The sequence below is a fragment of the Methyloversatilis sp. RAC08 genome, assembly GCF_001713355.1.
Classification (GTDB): domain Bacteria; phylum Pseudomonadota; class Gammaproteobacteria; order Burkholderiales; family Rhodocyclaceae; genus Methyloversatilis.
This window is the reverse complement of the sequence record NZ_CP016448.1, coordinates 1739399-1757087: the sequence shown is the minus strand read 5'-3', so window position 1 is coordinate 1757087 and position 17689 is coordinate 1739399. Positions and strand designations below refer to the sequence as shown.

Here is a 17689-nt window from a genome sequence, read left to right as displayed (position 1 = left end):
TGCCCGCGTGGCTGGCAGCGGCGGGCCTGAACAGGGTTGAAGCGGGTGAGCAAGGTGCGCAGTGTACCGGCCTGCAGACGCTGTCGGGAGGCTTTACAGCGCCTTCCGATAGTTAGCGTGCGCAGTTGTTTGCAATTGCAAGTGCATGAAAATAAACAAAAGAGCGGGCTGTGGCACGGCGATTGCTAAACAAGACATCGTCAGACTCGAAGTAATGGACGTCGAGTCGCCACACAAAGATGATGCGGGCGCGCTTCGGCTGTTTGCCCGCCACGATCGGGATACCACCATGAAACTTGCAAAAATCGCTCTGGCACTTGCACTCGCTGCCTCGGCCAGCCACGCCTCTGCGGCCATCATCGCCTCGGATGATTTTTCCTACGCAACGGGCGCACTCAACGGCGCCAACGGCGGCACGGGCTGGAACGGCGGCTGGAGCGCCACCGGCGCGGCATCGGTCAGCGATCCGGTGGTCGATCTGGACGGCAACCGAGCGGCCTCCTTCACCTCGAACGCCGGCAACGCCGCACACCGCGCCCTGTCGTCGGCCTTTACCGGTGACAGCGTGTTCGTCAGCTTCTTCATTCAGGTCGCGACCGGTTCCGACATCGGCAACAACGACTTCCTGGGGTTGTGGCTGCAGAACGGCGCCGCCAACGAAGGATCGAACCGCCCGACGCTCGGCCTGAAGGGCAACGAGGTGACCAACGATGCGTCGCGCAACGACCTGTTCGTGCGCACGACCGGCAGCAATGGCAGCTTTCTCGCATCCAGCAACGTGATGCTCGGTCAGACCTATCAGATCGTCGGTCACCTGTACCGCAACGCGGCCGGCAACTACACCAACTTCGACGCCTGGCTGAACCCGACTGCGGGTGATCTGGGCACGCCCGATGCGAGCTTCGTCGGCAATTCGGGCATCAACCAGATCACGCGCGTCGGCATCCGTACCGCGAACCTCGATCAGGGGGACAACGTCCTGATCGACCGCGTTGTGCTGGCAACCACCTTCCGTGAAGCGATCGGTCAGCCGATCCCGGAACCGGGCGTACTGGGTTTGCTGGGCCTCGGCCTGGCCGGCATGGCGTTCATGCGCCGCCGCATGGCCTGAGTCGGCGACGCACGGGTTCGACTACCGTCTGCTCGACGTACTTTCGCCTTGGGGCAGCTTCGGCTGCCCCTTTTTCGTTCACGTCCCGAATGTGGGGGCACGGGTGTCCTCATGGCCTGTTCTTCAGCGCCTCGGCCGCGCGGGTCAGGTGCTGCATCAGCTTCGGGGCGACGTCCATCGGAATGTCGGTCGCCTCGATGGCATGCACCATGCAGCGCAGCCAGGACACGATTTCCTCCTGGCTGATGGCGACGTGCGCATGCATCTGCCGCAGGTTGGCATGGCCCATGCGTTCGGCGTAATAGCGCGGGCCGCCGAGAAAGCCGCACAGGAACTCGAACTGCGCCTCGCGCAGGTGGGCGACGCCGAAACCGTGCTGGTGCAGCGCGTGTACCGGCGCCCCGTCCGGATGGGTTTCGACGATGTCGTAGAAGGCATTGACCAGCCGGCGCAACGGCGCTTCGCCACCGATCTGCTGGAACATGCTGGGCGGTCGGGTCGCGCCGCTGGTCATCGGGTCTCCTTGACGGGGCGGCTTGTTGGGCGTCGCTGCGCTCACCCCAACCTACTGTTACCGCAGCGGTATGCAGCATCCGCTGTCCCGCCCACTCGCCGCAATACCCCGGTGGAGGTACCCGCCCGGGCGTGGCATCCGACGTAGGTTGGGGTGAGCGCAGCGATGCCCAACACCACGCTGCGCAAAGGACCGCTGCATCCTCCCCCGTGCCGCCGCGAGCCTTATCAGGCCGGAATCGCCGCGGCGAGGTCGACGAAGCGCCCGGCGTCCATCGTGAGCACGCGACCCATGCGCTCGAAGGCGCGCGGTCGGTGCGCGATCAGGATCACCGTGCGGCCGGGCGCGTGATCGCTCATCAGCGCGTCGATCACGCGCGCTTCGGTATCGGCGTCGAGCGCCGACGTGGCTTCGTCGAGCAGCAGCACGGGCGCGTCGCGCAGCACGGCGCGCGCGAGGCCGACGCGCTGTCGCTGGCCGCCCGACAGGCTGTGTCCTTTCTCGCCGACCGGACTGTCGAGGCCGTCGGGCAGCAGCGCGATCACGTCGTCGAGCTGCGCGATGCGGCAGGCGTTCAGCAGGTCGACTTCACTCACGTCGCGGCCGAGCGTCAGGTTGTCGCGCAGCGACAGGCTGAACAGTTCGGTTTCCTGCGGCACCACGGCGATCTGGTGCAGCAGCGCCTCGTGCCGGATATCGGACAGCGGCACGTCGTCGACCGCCAGTCGTCCCGACTCCGGCGGGTACAGCGCGAGCAGCAGCTTGACCAGCGTGCTCTTGCCGGAGCCCGAACGCCCGGCGATGCCGATGTGCTCGCCGCGCCGAATCGTGAAATCGAGCGGGCCGAGCACGCGCCGGCCGTCGTGCGCAAAGGTGAGTGCGTCGGCGTGCAGCACCTGCCAGTCGGCCGGCCAGTCCAGCGTGCCGTGCTGCGCGGTCTGCGGCGCGAACAGCGGCATCATGCGGCCGAGGTTGGAGGTGCGCTCGATCATGGTCTGCACGCGGTCGGTCATGTCCATCGACGCTTCACGCAGCGTGTTGAAGTAGGCGGTGTAGGTGAGCACCAGTCCGACCGACAGTCCGCCTTCCATCACGCCCCAGGCCACGCCCAGGATATAGAGCGACCATGCCAGCGCGGTATGCAGCTGGAACAGCATCCACTTGGTGTTGGTCAGGCGCAGCCGGCGGTAGGCGAAGTCGCGCGCCGCCTGTTCGCGTGCGGCGACCCGCGCCGTCATGTCGGCGCCGGCATTCATCGCCTTCACCGACAGGATGTTGGCAGCGCTTTCGACGAAGCTGCCGCTGGCGTTTTCCATCGATGCGTTGATCTGGTCCGACAGCTTCGCGATGCGCCGGTAGAAGTACCACTCGATGAAGCCGAGTACGCCGCAGTAGTACAGAAAGAAGAACACCGTGGCCGGGTGCAGCAGCATGCAGGCGATCAGCGCGCCGAAGAAGGCACCGGATGCCGTGAGCAGGGCATTGACCAGTTCGCTGGTCCAGTCGCGCACCGCGTCGGCGCCGGTCAGCACCCGCTGAGCCTTGTTGCCGGTGCTTTCCTTCTGGTGCCAGCCGAGCGAAAAGCCGAGCAGGCGCTCGAAGCCCCACACCTTGGCGCGCATGCGCGCATCGATCGACATGCGGCCGATCACCCGCTTGGTCGACAGCCGCACCAGCGCGACCACCGCGTGCGCCACGCCCAGCGTGGCGATCAGCGTGTACATCGGCTTCAGGCTGTCGCCGCGCTGCCAGCCGATCAGGAAGTCAGCGACCTGGCCGATCAGGAAGGGCGGCAGCATGGGGTAGAACTGCACCACGCCGAGTACGCAGATGAACAGCAGATAGCGCCGCCGGTCCGTGTCCAGAAAGAACCGGATGGCGCGCGGGACGTCGGTCAGGCGGAAGTGCGCGTCGGCGGGCAGGCGGTGGGAGTCGGTCACGTTGACGGACCGGCGCGCCGGACGGCCGCGCCGGTGGATGCGGTCAGGCTCAGGCGGTCACTTCCTTCGACGAGAGGGTGTAGACGAAGCTGGGCGCATCGAGACTGTCTGCGCGCCCGGCGGCGGTTTCCAGCTGCGGATACATCAGGAAGGGAATGGCCGGCCCGGTCGCTTCCGGCAGCTTCAGGTCGTGCGCCACGTTGTAGGCGAGCCAGTTCATTTCCCACGATCCGAACAGCGCCTTGCGTGCCGCCACCACCACGTCGTCCTTCAGCGTCAGGCCGGGGCGCTCTTCCAGAACCACCTTGCGCACGTCGGCCGGATCGACCGGCACCCAGCCGAAACCGGCCAGCCATACTTCGGCGCGACAGTGCTGCGCCTTCGTGATGTCGCCCGCCTTGCCCAGGCTCTTGTAGCCGAACTTCGAATCGGCCACGCGCACACCGTACACGTCACGCGCCGGCAGACCGGCGGCGCGGGCCAGACCGACGAACAGCGCATTCAGGTCGGCACACTTGCCGCTCAGGTTGCCGCTCTCCAGCATGCTGCGGATGTCGCCCAGACCGCAGCCGCGGGTTTTCGGGTTGCGTTCGGTGTTGTCGCAGATCCACTCGTAGATCGCCCGCGCGCGTTCCAGATCGGTGCCTGCACCCTGGGTGATCTTCAGCGCGGTGTCGCGCACGACGCCATCGGTCGGCAGCAGCTCGGTGGCCTGCGTGAAGAGCTTGTGCGACGGTGCGTCGAGTGGCGCGACGGCGCCCGGCTGGGTCAAATCGACCGCGCGGTCGCGTGTGGCGAAGCGGTTCACCAGTTCGATCACCGGTGCCTCCTGACCGGCGCGCCACTGCGCCACCAGCATCTTGGTGCCATACACGGTGTCTTCCGCGATGCCGGCGCGCGCTGCGTTGCCCTGCCAGTCACTGGCCAGCGGCCTGATCCATTCCGGATTGTCGATCGACGGCAGCGGAATCCACGCCGTGGCCGCTTCGCCGCGCGTGACAGGCGTGATGACGGTGGTCACCTCGAAAGTGCGCCAGCCGGCAGTCGGCGACGGATTGAAGGCGGGCTGCGCGGCGGAGCCGGACAGCGGCAGCATGCCGGACAGGCCGGCCAACGCGGAAGACTGGATGAAACGACGACGATCCATGATGACACTCCGATTGATTCAACAGCTATTTCAGCAGACGCCGCAGCCGATCCAGCACCGCGTCGTCCTCCCATTCGATCACGCCCTGAGCACGCGCCACGATGCGATGCTGCCGGTCGAGAATCACCGTGTAGGGCAGCAGACGCGCGCCCCACAGCCTGCTCAGGCGCTGGTCGCGGTCATGCAGCACCGGCAGCGCAAGCTGCGCGCGCTGCATGAACAGCGCCGCGTCGGCTTCGCGGTCGGCCACCGCCACGGTCAGCACGACCACACCGGTGCCAGTCAGCCTGGCCGGAAGGCGCGCCAGCGCAGGCATTTCGTCGCGGCAGGGCTCGCACCAGGAGGCCCAGAAATTGATCACCAGCGGCTGTCCGGCATGGCGGGCGAGTTGCTGCGCAAGCCGCGCATCGTCTCCTACCGGGACCGCAGCCGGCGCTTCGGTGACCAATCCGGCCACCAGACCGGCGGCAGACGCCTGGCCGCACAGGGCAAGCCAGAACAGAAAGGATGGCAGCGCGCCCTTTGCAGCGCAGTGGAGTGTCGCCCACATCGAAGTTTTCGTCTTCCCTTTTGTTCGACTGCCGGTGTTCGTTGCGCACGTGGACATCAAGTGGCTGTCATGGTTGCGTCACCGCGCCGTCATGTTGCTGCATTGGCCGGTCGCGACACTGCGCGAATGCGACCGGACGACGCCGACGACGAACTCGCCTTCACCGTGGAACGACTGCACGCGGCAGACGAGCCGCTGCGCATCGCCGTGGTGACCGAAACCTATCCGCCGGAAATCAATGGCGTCGCGATGAGCCTCAAGCGCATGCTCGACGGCCTGCTGGCGCGCGGCCACCGCATCCAGCTGATCCGGCCGCGCCAGCATGCGGACGATACCGCGATGCAGTCGGGCGCGCTGCATGAAGTGCTGGCGCGCGGCATGCCCATCCCGCGCTACGGTACGCTGCGCGTCGGCCTGCCGGCGAAGCAGAAGCTGGCCCGGCTGTGGGCGGTCGAGCGGCCGGATCTGGTGCACCTGGTCACCGAAGGCCCGCTCGGCTGGTCCGCCATGGCCGGCGCGCGCAAGTTGAAGCTGCCGGTGACCAGCGACTTCCGCACCAATTTCGACGCCTACAGCGCGCACTACGGCATCCGCTGGCTCAAGCGCCCGATTTCCGCCTACCTGCGCCGCTTTCACAACATGGGCCACGAAACCTTCGTGCCGACCCGTGCCATGCAGACGCAGCTGATCGACTGCGGCTACCGCAATGTCGAAGTGGTGGCGCGCGGCGTCGATACGCGGCTGTTTTCGCCGCAGCGGCGCAGCGCGGCACTGCGCACCGCCTGGGGTGTCGGCGAGCGCGACCCGGTGGTGGCATTCGTCAGCCGGCTGGCGCCGGAAAAGAATCTCGACCTCGTTGCGCGCGCCTTCGAGGCGCTGCGCGCGCAACGGCCGCAGGCCCGCATGCTGTGGGTGGGTGATGGCCCGGCACGTGAATCACTGGCGCGGCAGTATCCGCATCACCTGTTTGCAGGCATGCGCAGCGGCGACGATCTGGCCACCCATTACGCCAGCGCGGATCTGTTCCTGTTCGGCAGCCTGACCGAAACCTTCGGCAACGTGCTGACCGAAGCGCTGGCCAGCGGACTGCCGGTGGTGAGCTACAAGCAGGCGGCCGCGGCCGAACTGGTGGTGCCGGAGCACAACGGGCTGCTTGCCCAGCCGGGCGACGAAAACACCTTCATCGCGCAGGCGGTGCGCGCCGGGCTCGATGACGATCTGCGCGCCGGCATGGCGAAGCGCGCGCGCGCGAGCGTCGAACAGCTGGGCTGGGACAGCGTGGTTGACGCCTTCGCCGCCCGGCTGCGCGCCACCGTGCTCAATGCCGAAGCACTGCGCAGCGCACGCTCGCGACGCTGAAACGACGGCGGAAGCCCGTATACTCGCGGCTTTCGCCACCGGTCTGCCTTCATGTCCGTCCTCATCTGCGGCTCCATTGCCTACGACACGATCATGGTGTTTCCCGATCGTTTCAAGCAACACATCCTGCCCGACCAGATACACATCCTGAACGTGGCCTTCCTCGTACCGGACATGCGGCGCGAATTCGGGGGCTGTGCCGGCAATATTGCCTACAACCTGAAGCTGCTGGGCGGCGAGCCGCTCATCATGGCCACGGTCGGCCATGACGCCGGCCCCTACATGGACCGCCTCGCATCGCTCGCCATTCCGGCCACCCATGTGCGACGGATCGATACCGCCTTCACCGCGCAGGCCTTCATCACGACCGATCTCGACGACAACCAGATCACCGCCTTCCACCCGGGCGCGATGAATGTGTCGCACGAGAACAGCGTGTCCGACGCCACCGGCGTCAAGCTGGGCATCATTGCGCCGGATGGTCGGGACGGCATGATTTCGCACGCGCGCCAGTTTGCCGACGCCGGCATCCCGTTCGTGTTCGATCCGGGTCAGGGCCTGCCGATGTTCGGCGGCGACGATCTGCTGAATTTCCTGGATCTTGCGCGCTGGTGCACGGTCAATGACTATGAAGCCCGCCTGCTGTGCGAGCGCACCGGTCTGACCGAAGCGCAGATCGCGGAAAGGGTCGAGGCGCTGATCGTGACCCGCGGCGCAGAAGGCTCGCGCGTCTACACCGGCGGTTCGGTGACCGAAGTGGCCTGCGTGCCGGCCGATACGCTGGCCGACCCGACCGGTTGCGGCGACGCCTACCGCGGCGGCCTGCTGTATGGCCTGTCGCGCGGCGCCGACATCGTCGCTTCGGCGCGTCTGGCGTCGGTCATGGGATCGATCAAGATCGCCAGCCGGGGCGGGCAGAATCACCTGCCGACGCGTGAGGACATCGCCGCGCGCCATCGCGCTGCTTTCGGCACTGCGCTGGCATTCTGAGCGCCGGGCCGCGAATCGGGAGCCGAAACATGCGCTCACCATTGGTCGGCTGACGCGCCGTGCGGCGCGCGGTAAAAGGTCAGCATGGCCGCGATGTCGCGGCCGCATACGGAGAAGCATCATGAATCGCATCGCATTGCCCGCCCTGTTGCTGGCCGGCATCGTTCTCGCAGGTTGCCAGTCCAGCCTGTCGGGAGACACCTATTCGCGCGAACAGGCGCGGCGCGAAATGTCGGTCCGCCAGGGAACGGTCGAAAGCGTCCGCGCCATCACGATCGAGGGCACGAAGTCGAACATCGGCACCGCTGCAGGCGCAGCGGTGGGCGGCCTGGCCGGCGGTCAGGGATCCACTGCCGGCGCCATCGCCGGCGCCGTGGTCGGCGGTGTGGCCGGCGCATTCATCGAGGAAGGTGCGACCCGCCGCAAGGGGCAGGAAATCACGATACGGCTCGACACCGGCAATGTGATCGCGGTGGTGCAGGAGGGCGACGAGAAGTTCGCGATCGGCGAGCGCGTTCGCCTGGTCGGCGCCAGCGGCAACACCCGGGTGACGCGCGCGCAATGAGCCTGTGCCTGTGCGGCAGCGGTCGTCCAGCGGCCGACTGCTGCGCACGGCATCACGCCGGTGAACCGGCTGCTACTCCCGAAGCACTGATGCGCTCGCGCTACAGCGCCTACGTGCTCGGTCTGACCGATTACCTGCTCGCCACCTGGCACCCGACGACCCGTCCGGCTGCCTTGATGCCCGATGAGGCCGGGTTGAAGTGGCTGGGGCTGGATGTGCGTCGCTGCGCGATGCAGGACACCGATCACGGCACGGTGGAATTCGTCGCCCGCAGCAAGCTGGGCGGACGCGCGCACCGGCTGCATGAAACGAGCCGCTTCGTGCGCGAGAACGGTCGCTGGTTCTACCTGGACGGCGACTTCGTGGCCTGATTCACCTTGCCGAATGCACCACCAACGGTGGCCGGCTCAGTAGTCGTCAGCGCCAGCGCTTTCTTCTTCTTCGTCCTCGTCGTAGTCATCGACCGCCTCTTCCGCCACGCGGGCTTCAAGGAAAGCCTTGAAATCATCCGGGTCGGTGAATTCGTCGATGAACTCGGCAAGGATGCTGACGACGGTATCCGGATCCCATTCGCACTCGTCGGCGGCGTCGTGAATCAGCTTTTCGGCACTCATTGCTTTCTCCCGAAGGACTGGACAGATGCGCATGGCGCAGTGCTAGAAAGCCTAGCACAGGCCGATCCGCGCTTCATCGTGCAGCGCGTCGAACACGTTGCGCAGCGTTACGGCGTCAGGCGCCCTGAGCCTTGCCCACGGTGTCGGCGTTCTGCCCGAACAGCAGCTTGCTGGAGAGCTCGTCGACCACCGGTTTGTCGCTGACCTGCACGCCCCGCAGATACGCCCGCACGGTGGCTGCACGGTCGCGGATGCTTTCATGCCAGCGCTTCAGATGCGGAAAGTCATCCAGATTCATCTGCTGGCGCTTGTGCGGCACGGTCCAGGGGTAGCTCGCCATGTCGGCGATGCCGTACTCACCGCCGGCGATGAAGTCGCGATCGGCCAGATGCTTGTTCAGCACGCCGTACAGGCGCGAAGTTTCGTCGACGTAGCGGCGGATCGCATAGGCGATCGGCTCGGGCGCGTACTGTACGAAATGGTGGTTCTGGCCGGCCATCGGTCCGAGCCCGCCGACCTGCCAGAACAGCCACTCCAGCGTCTGGACGCGCTGACGCAGTCCGGCCGGCATGAACTGACCGGTCTTTTCCGCCAGATAGAGCAGTATGGCGCCCGACTCGAACACCGGCAGCGGCGCGCCGCCGTCCGCCGGCGCATGGTCGACGATGGCCGGCATGCGGTTGTTCGGCGAAATGGCCAGAAACTCCGGCCGGAACTGCTCCCCGGCGCCGATGTTCACCGGCACGATGCGGTGTTCGATGCCGGATTCTTCGAGGAACATCAACACTTTGTAGCCGTTCGGCGTTGGCCAGAAATGAAGGTCGATCACGATGTGCTGCCCCGCTGAGGTCACGTTCATCGACCGTAACCGCTGCCCGCAACGCGCGCCAGTCGCATCTCACGCCGCATGTGGCGGATGCCTCGCGCACCCACCACGTACAATGTATGGTCGTTGCCTTTTTCCGTTCGCCGCATGCTCCGTCACGCCATCATTCCGGTCACCCCGTTCGAACAGAACTGCACCCTGCTGTGGTGCGACGAAACCATGAAGGGCGCCGTGGTCGATCCGGGCGGCAATCTCGAACGGGTGCTGGCCGAAGTCGAACGGCAGGGCGTCACGCTGGAGAAGATACTGATCACGCATGGTCATCTCGATCACGCCGGCGCCACGCTGGATCTGGCCGAGCAGTTCGACCTGCCGATCGAAGGCCCGCACCCGGACGACAAGTTCTGGATCGACGGCTTTCCCGTACAGTCGCAGATGTTCGGCTTTCCGCCTTGCCGGCCCTTCGTGCCGACGCGCTGGCTGGCCGACGGCGACACCGTGACGGTCGGCAACGTGACACTCGACGTCGTGCACTGCCCGGGCCACACGCCGGGTCATGTGGTGTTCGTCGATCGCGTCGGCCGGCTGGCCCAGGTCGGCGACGTGCTGTTTGCCGGGTCGATCGGCCGCACCGACTTCCCGCGCGGCAACCACGCCGACCTGATCCGCTCGATCCGCGAAAAACTGTTTCCGCTGGGCGACGACATCCGTTTCATTCCGGGCCACGGCCCGATGTCGACCTTCGGCGAAGAACGCCAATACAACCCACACGTTGGACAACGCTGACATGCAGCTCGAACGCATCCTGCAGAGCCAGGGTTTCGGCACCCGCCGCGAATGTCGCGCCCTGGTGCGCCTCGAACGCGTCACCGTGCGCGGCGAAATGGTCGACGACCCCTTCGTCGACGTGGACACGGCTGACCTTGACTACACCGTCGACGGCGAAGCCTGGCGCTATCACGAGCCGTCATACGTGATGCTGCACAAGCCGGCCGGCCACGAATGTTCGCAGAAGCCCAAGCACCATCCGGCGGTGTTTTCGCTGCTGCCGTCACCGTTGGTGGTGCGCGCGATCCAGTGTGTAGGCCGGCTCGACGAAGACACCACCGGCCTGCTGCTGCTGACCGACGACGGCCAGCTGATCCACAAGCTCACGTCGCCCAAGCACGGTGTGCTCAAGCGCTATGTCGCCACCGTGAAGCATGCGGTGGATGATGCGATGCTCAAGGCGCTGGGCAGCGGTGTGGCGCTGAACGATGCGCCCGACGTGTCGGTCGCCGCGCACGCGGTCGAGCAGCTGGACGAGCACCGGATCGCCATCACCATCGGCGAGGGCAAGTACCACCAGGTCAAGCGCATGGTGGCCGCTGCCGGCAACCGGGTCGAGGCGCTGCATCGCGTGGCCGTCGGGCGGCTCGAACTGCCGGCCGATCTGGCGCCCGGCGAGTGGCGCTGGTTCGATCCGGCCGAGGTGTGACGCCATGATCCATACCGATCCGCTGCAGGCAGCCGCCGAACGTCTGGTGTCGGCCGCGCCGGCCGACGTCAGGGAAGACGCGCTGGAGCGCGCGCTGCGTCCGAAGCGGCTCGACGAATACATCGGTCAGGTCAAAATCCGGGAACAGCTCGACATTTTCGTCGCCGCGGCGCGCGCACGGCGCGAACCGCTCGATCACGTGCTGCTGTTCGGCCCGCCCGGTCTGGGCAAGACCACGCTGGCGCACATCGTCGCCGCCGAAATGGGCGTGAGCCTGCGCCAGACCTCGGGCCCGGTGCTGGAACGCGCCGGCGACCTCGCGGCCATCCTCAGCAACCTCGAACCGAACGACGTGCTGTTCATCGATGAAATTCACCGCCTGAGCCCGGTGGTGGAGGAAATCCTGTACCCGGCGCTGGAGGATTTCCAGATCGACATCATGATCGGCGAAGGCCCGGCCGCGCGCTCGATCAAGCTCGACCTGCCGCCGTTCACGCTGGTCGGCGCCACCACGCGCGCCGGCATGCTGACCAATCCGCTGCGCGACCGCTTCGGCATCGTCGCCCGGCTTGAGTTCTACACCGCCGACGAACTGGCGCTGATCGTGCGCCGCTCGGCGCGCTTGCTTGATTGCCCGATGGATGACGCCGGCAGCGTCGAAATCGCGCGCCGCTCGCGCGGCACGCCGCGCATCGCCAATCGCCTGCTGCGACGTTGCCGCGACTACGCCCAGGTGAAGGCCGACGGCGCCATTTCACGCGACGTGGCCGATGCGGCGCTGACCATGCTCGACGTGGACAGCCTCGGTCTGGACATGATGGACCGCAAACTGCTCGGCGCCATCATCGACAAGTTCGATGGTGGCCCGGTCGGCGTGGACAACCTCGCCGCCGCGGTCGGCGAGTCGCGCGACACGATAGAAGACGTGATCGAGCCGTATCTGATCCAGCAGGGGTATCTGCAGCGCACGCCGCGCGGGCGCATCGTCACCGCGGCGATCTACCGCCACTTCGGCCTGGGCGCGCCCACACCGGCGATCGCGTCGCTGTGGGACGACGCGAACCCCGCCGGCTGAGTGCTCAGTCGGCCGCGCGCAGCGCTGCCACGGCAGCGACCCGTGCTGCCTGCACTTCGCGCGCGATGGCAGGTCCGCTGTCCGGTGATCCCGTCCTGCCCTTGGTGGCCATTGATCGCGCGATCGCGCCGGCGTCGACCGCCCGGAACGCGGCCGCTGCCCTGCGTACGATATCCGCCTGTGGATAGCCAGCCGCATCGAAGCCGGGCCGGCTGCGCTGGTCGGCTTCGCAGGCGAGCAGCATGTCAGTCAGCCGCTCCGGTTTGCGCATCACGTCCAGCCGCTCCAGCAGTTTCACCAGCGTGTCGGCACGCAGTTCGGCGGCGCGGTGGATGTTGGTGTGCTCCTGCGCCACCAGCCGGCCGATGTCGGCAATGTCGGTCGGCACGCGCAGGCGCTCGGCCAGCGCGTGCGCCAGTTTCACGCTGCGCGCCTCGTGGGCGATGTGTCGTGGCCACTCTGCACGCGGTGTCGTGCCCTTGCCCAGATCGTGCGCCAGCAGCGCCCAGCGCGTCGCCAGTGACGCATGGTGGGCGGCGGCCCAGTCCAGACATTGCAGCAGATGGATGCCGGCATCGATCTCCGGATGGTGCTTTTCCGGCTGCGGCACGCCGAACAGCGCATCGACCTCGGGCAGCACGACAGCCAGTGCACCGCATTCGCGCAGCACGTCGATCATGCGTGACGGTCGTGCTTCCATCAGGCCGCGCGACAGCTCCTGCCACACGCGCTCGGCAACCAGGGCGCCCGCTTCACCCGCGTCCACCATGCCACGCATCAGCGCCCGCGTTTCCGGCGCGACGGTGAAGCCGTCGAACCGGGCGGCGAAGCGGGCCAGCCGCAGGATGCGTACCGGGTCTTCGGCAAAGGCGGGGCCGACATGACGCAGCACGCGCGCCGCGATGTCGGCCCGACCGTTGCACGGATCGATCAGCGTGCCATCGTCGGCCCGCGCGATCGCATTGATCGTCAGATCGCGCCGCTGCAGATCTTCTTCCAGCGTGACCGACGCGTCGGCGTGGAACACGAAGCCGCGGTAGCCGGGCGCGGTCTTGCGCTCGGTGCGCGCCAGTGCGTATTCCTCGTGCGTATCGGGATGCAGGAAGACCGGAAAGTCGCGGCCGACCGGCATGTAGCCGGCGGCGCGCATGTCGTCCGGTGTGGCGCCCACCACGACCCAGTCGCGGTCACCGGCCGGCAGTTGCATCAGCTCGTCGCGAACCGAGCCGCCGACGCGGTAGATGCGCATGCTATCTGCGTGCCTTCGAGCGCGCGCGCTCGAAGCGGTCGGTCGGCGTGAAGTCGGCCAGGCAGCGACCGATCTCGCTTTCCAGCAGCGCCGGCGTGAAGCCGAACGGCAGCGTGCAGCCGGCGTCGCACACGTTGTCGACGCTCATCGAACGCAGGTTGTCGCGCGACATCAGCGTCGGGCCCGGTGCCAGTTCGAGCGCCAGCGCCTGCAGCGATGCCAGCGGCCCGGGCAGGCCGATGACGCACGGATCGCGGCCGATGGTGCGGCCGGTCAGCTGCACCAGTTCGCGCATCGTGTAGACCCTGGGCCCGCACAGCGGATACACCTGACCGATGGTGTCGTCGCTGTCGAGCGCATGCACGATGCAGCGCGCCACGTCGCGCACGTCCACCGGCTGATAGCGCGTGTCGGCACCGGCAAGCGGCATCACCGGAAACAGCTTCAGCAGCCCCGCGAACAGGCGCAGGAAGCATTCACCGTCGCCGAACACCAGCGACGGCCTGAATATCGTCCATTCAAGTCCGCTCGCACGAACGGCGTCTTCACCGGCCGCCTTCGAACGCTGGTACTCCGACGGCGCGTCTGCGGCCGCGCCCAGTGCGCTGACCTGCACCATGCGCGGCACGCCAGCCGCCTTGGCTGCAGCAGCGACGGCACGGGGCAATGCGACATGCGCGCGTTCGAAGTCCGCACCCCACGGGCTGCCGCTGCGCGAATGCAGGATGCCGACCAGATTCACCACGGCATCGGCGCCCTGCATCAGGCGGTTCAGCGAGGCGGCATCGTGCACGTCGGCTTCGACCACATCGACCGTGGGCAGCAGGATGAGGGGCTTCGCGCGGTCGCGCCGGCGTGTCGGCACAATGACGCGGATATTGCGCTCGGCAAGCAGGCGGGCAACGTGGCTGCCGATGAAACCGCTGCCGCCGATCAGGAGAACTGTGGAAAGGGACATCGCGCTCACTCTGGTTGGACAACGGCGGTCATGCTACCAGCGCCGCTGCGGGGGGAAGCGTGACCGGGATCAAGGCGTGTGCCGGCCGATCCCGGCGCGATCCATCGCAGGCGCACGCTTATATCGGATCATCCGGCAGCGCGCCCGGGCCCGGCTGTATCGTACCGAGGCGCTGCTTGAGTGCGGGGCTGTTCTGCTGTCCGAACACCAGGCTGTACAGCACGGCGTTGGCCATCACCTTCTTCACATAGTCGCGCGTTTCGTTGAAAGGGATGGTTTCCGCGTAGATCGCGCCTTCCAGCGGCCTGGCAGCGCGCCACTTCTTGGCCCGTCCGGGCCCGGCGTTGTAGCCGGCGCTGGCGAGCACCGGATGGTCGTCGAGGCTGTCCAGCACCAGCCGCATATAGCTGGTGCCGAGCAGCAGGTTCGTGTCCGGGTCGGCGATCTGGGAAGGCTTGTAGCCATTCAGGCCGATCTTCTTCGCCACCCACTGGCCGGTCGCCGGCATCACCTGCATCAGGCCCTGCGCGCCAGCCGACGATTTCGCGCGCGTGATGAAGCGGCTTTCCTGCCGCATCAGCCCATACACCCAGCTCAGGTCGAGCGAGCGGGCATGCACGTGCGGTTCGACATCGCTGCGCATCGGTGCGAGGTAGCGCAGCGAGTAGTCGTGCTCCAGCGTCGTGCGGTCGGCACTGTTGATGGCGCGGTCCCACAACTTGTGGCGCAGCGCGACGTGCGCGGCGGTGAGCAGGGCGCGGTCATCGGCGTCGCGGATGGCCCAGTTCCATTCGCGTACCGCCTCGGTGCGCAGGTCGAGCTCGAACAGCTTGAGCGCGCGCGCGATCGCCGGCGTCGCCTCGGCGCGACGGATTTCATCGACGGAGGGCGCCGTGGCCTGCGGCGGCAGGCGATGCGGCTGGTCGAGCTCTTCGGCCGCCAGCAGACCGTAGAAGTGCGGTTCGCCGGCGATGCGCCGCCACGCGGCGTGTGCCTGATCGACGTGGCCGGTCGCGCTGCGCGCCCGGCCGCCCCAGTAGATCCACTCGGGCTTTTCGGCCAGCGCCTGCGGCATGCGGCCGATGGTGTCGCGCACCATTTTCCAGTTCGTCGCGCGCAGCGCGGCGCGCGCACACCAGGCCAGGGCGTCCTCGCCCTGCAGCGCGTCGTCGGCCGACCGGCACCACTGAACCGCGCGCGTATCGTGCTGCTGCGCGCCCTGCCAGCCGAGCTGTTCGAAGGCGTATCCGCGCTCCTCCGCGCTGAAACGGGCGGCGATGACTTCCAGACTTCGTTCCGCGCCGCGCACGTCGCTGCGCGCACGCCGTGCAATGGCCATCAGCGCCAGTTCGCGGCCGCGCCGGGTGATCGAGAAATTGGCGGGCTGGCGATCGAGCCAGCGCGTCGGATTGCCGACGATGTCGTCCAGCGCGCCAGCCGGCGGCTGAGCGGCGGCCGGCAGCAAGGCAAGCGTGCTGCGCGCCTGACCGGGGCGGCGCACCTCCATGTGACGGCGCGCGCGCAGCCACACTTCATCTTCCGTCAGGCGGCCGGCGTCGAACAGGGCGGCAAAGACGGGCAGGCAGGCCGAGGGTGGCTCGTCCATCGTCGCCCACAGCAGCTTGGCATCGGCGAGCGCGGCCTGTTCGGCGGCATCGAGCCGGGCGCGCAACGCGTGACAGCGCAGATCGGCTTCGGGTGTCGGCGAACTTTGCGGCAGCAGCGCGTACTCGGCGCGATAGTCGCTCCACCGTTCGGCTTTCGCGAGCTGGCGCAGCCAGTCCGAACGCAGGCGCTGTGCCACGAGCGTGCCGGCGTGCTGTTCGAGGAAGGCGGCGACGCGGTCGGGCGAGGCGCGGTCGAGATCGAGGCGCAGCCGGTAATAGTCGATATAGGACGCCAGAACGTGCGACTGCAGTCCGGCGGCGTGGCGCTCGAAAGCCTGCCGATTGCCGGCGGAAAATGCATCGCGTGCCGCGATGAAGGCGGCGTCACCATTCGCGTGCGCTGCAGGTGCGAACAGCACAAGCGCCAGCATGAGGGGTCGTAGGGCGCGCCGGATGTGCGCGCCGGGGTGGAAGTGCATGGGCATCTGCTATCGTTTTCGCTTGCTGATACTCATGATACCGCCCGCACGTGAATGTTCCCGACGATCGCGCCCGACGGCGCGCACTTCGCCTGTCGCTGGTCAGCCGGCGTGAAGCCATGCCGGCGACCGCGCTGGCTCCCTGGCATGCCGACATCGCTTGTCATCTGGAGGCGCTGCTGGCGCAGCTCGCACCCGCCTCGATCGGTTTCACCTGGCCCTACCGCGGCGAGTTCGATGCGCTGGCCGTCGTGCGCGACTGGCTGGCCGGCGATGCGGTGCGCTGGGCCGCGCTGCCGGTAGTAGGGGAAAAAGGCCAGCCTATGACCTTCCGTCGCTGGACACCCGAAAGCCTGATGGCGGCCGACCGCTACGGCATTCCTTACCCGGCGGATGGCCCATCGGTGGTGCCGGCGCTGCTGCTGATTCCGTGCAACGGTTTCGACGCACGCGGGTTCCGGCTCGGTTACGGCGCCGGCCATTTCGACCGCACGCTGGCGGCGCTCACGCCCGCGCCGCGCGCTGTCGGCATCGCCATCGAGGACGGACGACTCGACGATCTCGACCCTCAGCCGCACGACATTCCGATGGACTGGATCGTCACCGAAGCGGGCGTGTTCGGGCCCTACCGATAAGCGAAGGGCGAAAAAAAGCCGGCGCAGGCGCCGGCCTTCGCGTCATCCCGGCCGCCTACTTTTCCATCACGGCCTTCAGGTTTTCCAGACCGCTCTTGTAGACGCCGGTGATGGCGCTCAGTGCGGCTTCGTCGTCCTCGCCCTTCGGCGGATCATTGTTCATGTACTTGCGGTAGAAGGCGCCCCGCCATTCCACCACTGCAGTGCCGCCTTCACCAGCCTTCACTGTCATGTTTGAGCTGTAGTTGGTCACCGGCAGCGCGCCGCCATCCTTGGCGCGATAGGAAAACTTCTTCGCGGCCGGATCGATGGACTCCAGCGTTTCGATGACCTGACCGCCGCCCTTCAGATTCAAGGTGCGGACCGAACCGACTTCGCTGCGATTGGTGGCGCTGCTGCTTTCGACCGCCGGATGCCAGCCATGCAACTTCGTGAAGTCGCCGACCTTGTCCCACACGGCCTCCGGGCTGGCCTTGATCGTGATCGACTCGAACGCTTTCTGGCGCGTCGGGCCGTGGGCGTGTGCGAAGGTGGCTGCAAGGGATGCGGCCAACATGATGATGAACGCCGAAACTGCGCGCATGGTGTCTCCT

Annotated in this window: 19 protein-coding genes; 9 read left to right on the top strand and 10 right to left on the bottom strand. The window is 67.2% G+C overall.

Annotation, left to right across the window (positions count from 1 at the left end; all coding sequences use genetic code 11):
- The first annotated feature begins 289 nt into the window (after positions 1–289).
- Positions 290–1111, top strand: a complete 822-nt coding sequence (locus tag BSY238_RS08170; RefSeq protein WP_069040553.1) for a PEP-CTERM sorting domain-containing protein — start codon at positions 290–292, stop codon at positions 1109–1111.
- Positions 1112–1220: 109 nt separating this feature from the next.
- Here BSY238_RS08170 and BSY238_RS08165 read toward each other — a convergent pair whose 3' ends face one another.
- From BSY238_RS08165 to BSY238_RS08150, 4 genes are all read right to left on the bottom strand, one after another.
- Complete coding sequence (locus BSY238_RS08165) at positions 1221–1625, bottom strand: group II truncated hemoglobin (protein ID WP_069038695.1); 405 nt, start codon at positions 1623–1625, stop codon at positions 1221–1223.
- A gap of 227 nt (positions 1626–1852) precedes the next feature.
- Positions 1853–3565: an ABC transporter ATP-binding protein gene (locus tag BSY238_RS08160; RefSeq protein ID WP_223300315.1), complete on the bottom strand. Its 1713-nt coding sequence runs from the start codon at positions 3563–3565 to the stop codon at positions 1853–1855.
- 49 nt (positions 3566–3614) lie between these two features.
- Complete coding sequence (locus BSY238_RS08155; protein ID WP_069038694.1) at positions 3615–4712, bottom strand: transglutaminase-like domain-containing protein; 1098 nt, start codon at positions 4710–4712, stop codon at positions 3615–3617.
- A 25-nt stretch (positions 4713–4737) separates the two neighbouring features.
- Complete coding sequence (locus BSY238_RS08150; RefSeq protein ID WP_069038693.1) at positions 4738–5262, bottom strand: TlpA family protein disulfide reductase; 525 nt, start codon at positions 5260–5262, stop codon at positions 4738–4740.
- 126 nt (positions 5263–5388) lie between these two features.
- Between BSY238_RS08150 and BSY238_RS08145 the strand changes: the two genes are divergently transcribed.
- The 4 genes from BSY238_RS08145 (at position 5389) to BSY238_RS08130 (ending at position 8547) form a co-directional block, all read left to right on the top strand.
- Complete coding sequence (locus tag BSY238_RS08145) at positions 5389–6621, top strand: glycosyltransferase family 4 protein (protein WP_069038692.1); 1233 nt, start codon at positions 5389–5391, stop codon at positions 6619–6621.
- A gap of 51 nt (positions 6622–6672) precedes the next feature.
- Positions 6673–7611, top strand: coding sequence for a carbohydrate kinase family protein (locus BSY238_RS08140; RefSeq protein WP_069038691.1), 939 nt, complete (start codon positions 6673–6675; stop codon positions 7609–7611).
- A 121-nt stretch (positions 7612–7732) separates the two neighbouring features.
- Entirely contained in the window at positions 7733–8176 is a 444-nt protein-coding gene (locus tag BSY238_RS08135; protein ID WP_069038690.1) for a glycine zipper domain-containing protein, read from the top strand.
- A complete protein-coding gene (locus tag BSY238_RS08130; protein ID WP_069038689.1) occupies positions 8173–8547 on the top strand; it encodes a YchJ family protein in 375 nt (124 codons plus the stop codon). Before BSY238_RS08135 ends, BSY238_RS08130 begins: the two co-directional genes overlap by 4 nt.
- A 36-nt stretch (positions 8548–8583) precedes the next feature.
- Here the strand turns inward: BSY238_RS08130 and BSY238_RS08125 are convergent, their stop codons facing one another.
- Together BSY238_RS08125 and BSY238_RS08120 are read right to left on the bottom strand one after the other, a co-directional pair.
- The gene (locus BSY238_RS08125) at positions 8584–8790 is read right to left on the bottom strand and encodes a hypothetical protein (protein ID WP_069038688.1); all 207 of its coding nucleotides are present in this window, start codon (positions 8788–8790) and stop codon (positions 8584–8586) included.
- A 115-nt stretch (positions 8791–8905) separates the two neighbouring features.
- The gene (locus BSY238_RS08120) at positions 8906–9649 is read right to left on the bottom strand and encodes a glutathione binding-like protein (RefSeq protein WP_223300314.1); all 744 of its coding nucleotides are present in this window, start codon (positions 9647–9649) and stop codon (positions 8906–8908) included.
- Between the two features lie 114 nt (positions 9650–9763).
- Between BSY238_RS08120 and BSY238_RS08115 the strand changes: the two genes are divergently transcribed.
- The 3 genes from BSY238_RS08115 to ruvB are packed head-to-tail and all read left to right on the top strand — an operon-like array spanning position 9764 to position 12168.
- On the top strand, positions 9764–10402 hold the full coding sequence (locus tag BSY238_RS08115) for an MBL fold metallo-hydrolase (RefSeq protein ID WP_069038687.1): 639 nt from the start codon (positions 9764–9766) through the stop codon (positions 10400–10402).
- A gap of 1 nt (position 10403) precedes the next feature.
- A complete protein-coding gene (locus BSY238_RS08110) occupies positions 10404–11093 on the top strand; it encodes a pseudouridine synthase (protein WP_069040550.1) in 690 nt (229 codons plus the stop codon).
- 4 nt (positions 11094–11097) lie between these two features.
- Entirely contained in the window at positions 11098–12168 is a 1071-nt protein-coding gene (gene ruvB / locus BSY238_RS08105; RefSeq protein WP_069038686.1) for a Holliday junction branch migration DNA helicase RuvB, read from the top strand.
- Positions 12169–12172: 4 nt separating this feature from the next.
- On the opposite strand, the gene BSY238_RS08100 is transcribed toward ruvB, so the two are convergent.
- From BSY238_RS08100 to BSY238_RS08090, 3 genes are all read right to left on the bottom strand, one after another.
- Entirely contained in the window at positions 12173–13417 is a 1245-nt protein-coding gene (locus tag BSY238_RS08100; RefSeq protein WP_069038685.1) for a multifunctional CCA addition/repair protein, read from the bottom strand.
- 1 nt (position 13418) lies between these two features.
- Positions 13419–14375, bottom strand: a complete 957-nt coding sequence (locus tag BSY238_RS08095; protein ID WP_069038684.1) for a complex I NDUFA9 subunit family protein — start codon at positions 14373–14375, stop codon at positions 13419–13421.
- A gap of 118 nt (positions 14376–14493) precedes the next feature.
- Positions 14494–16413 (bottom strand): lytic transglycosylase domain-containing protein, encoded by a 1920-nt coding sequence (locus BSY238_RS08090; protein ID WP_150123906.1) that lies wholly within the window; start codon positions 16411–16413, stop codon positions 14494–14496.
- Positions 16414–16511: 98 nt separating this feature from the next.
- Here BSY238_RS08090 and BSY238_RS08085 point away from each other — a divergent pair, with 98 nt between their 5' ends.
- Positions 16512–17096 carry a 5-formyltetrahydrofolate cyclo-ligase gene (locus BSY238_RS08085; RefSeq protein ID WP_069038682.1) on the top strand — a complete coding sequence of 195 codons (585 nt, stop codon included), beginning with the start codon at positions 16512–16514 and terminating at the stop codon, positions 17094–17096.
- Positions 17097–17151: 55 nt separating this feature from the next.
- Here the strand turns inward: BSY238_RS08085 and BSY238_RS08080 are convergent, their stop codons facing one another.
- Positions 17152–17679 carry an SRPBCC family protein gene (locus BSY238_RS08080; RefSeq protein ID WP_069038681.1) on the bottom strand — a complete coding sequence of 176 codons (528 nt, stop codon included), beginning with the start codon at positions 17677–17679 and terminating at the stop codon, positions 17152–17154.
- Positions 17680–17689: the final 10 nt, after the last annotated feature.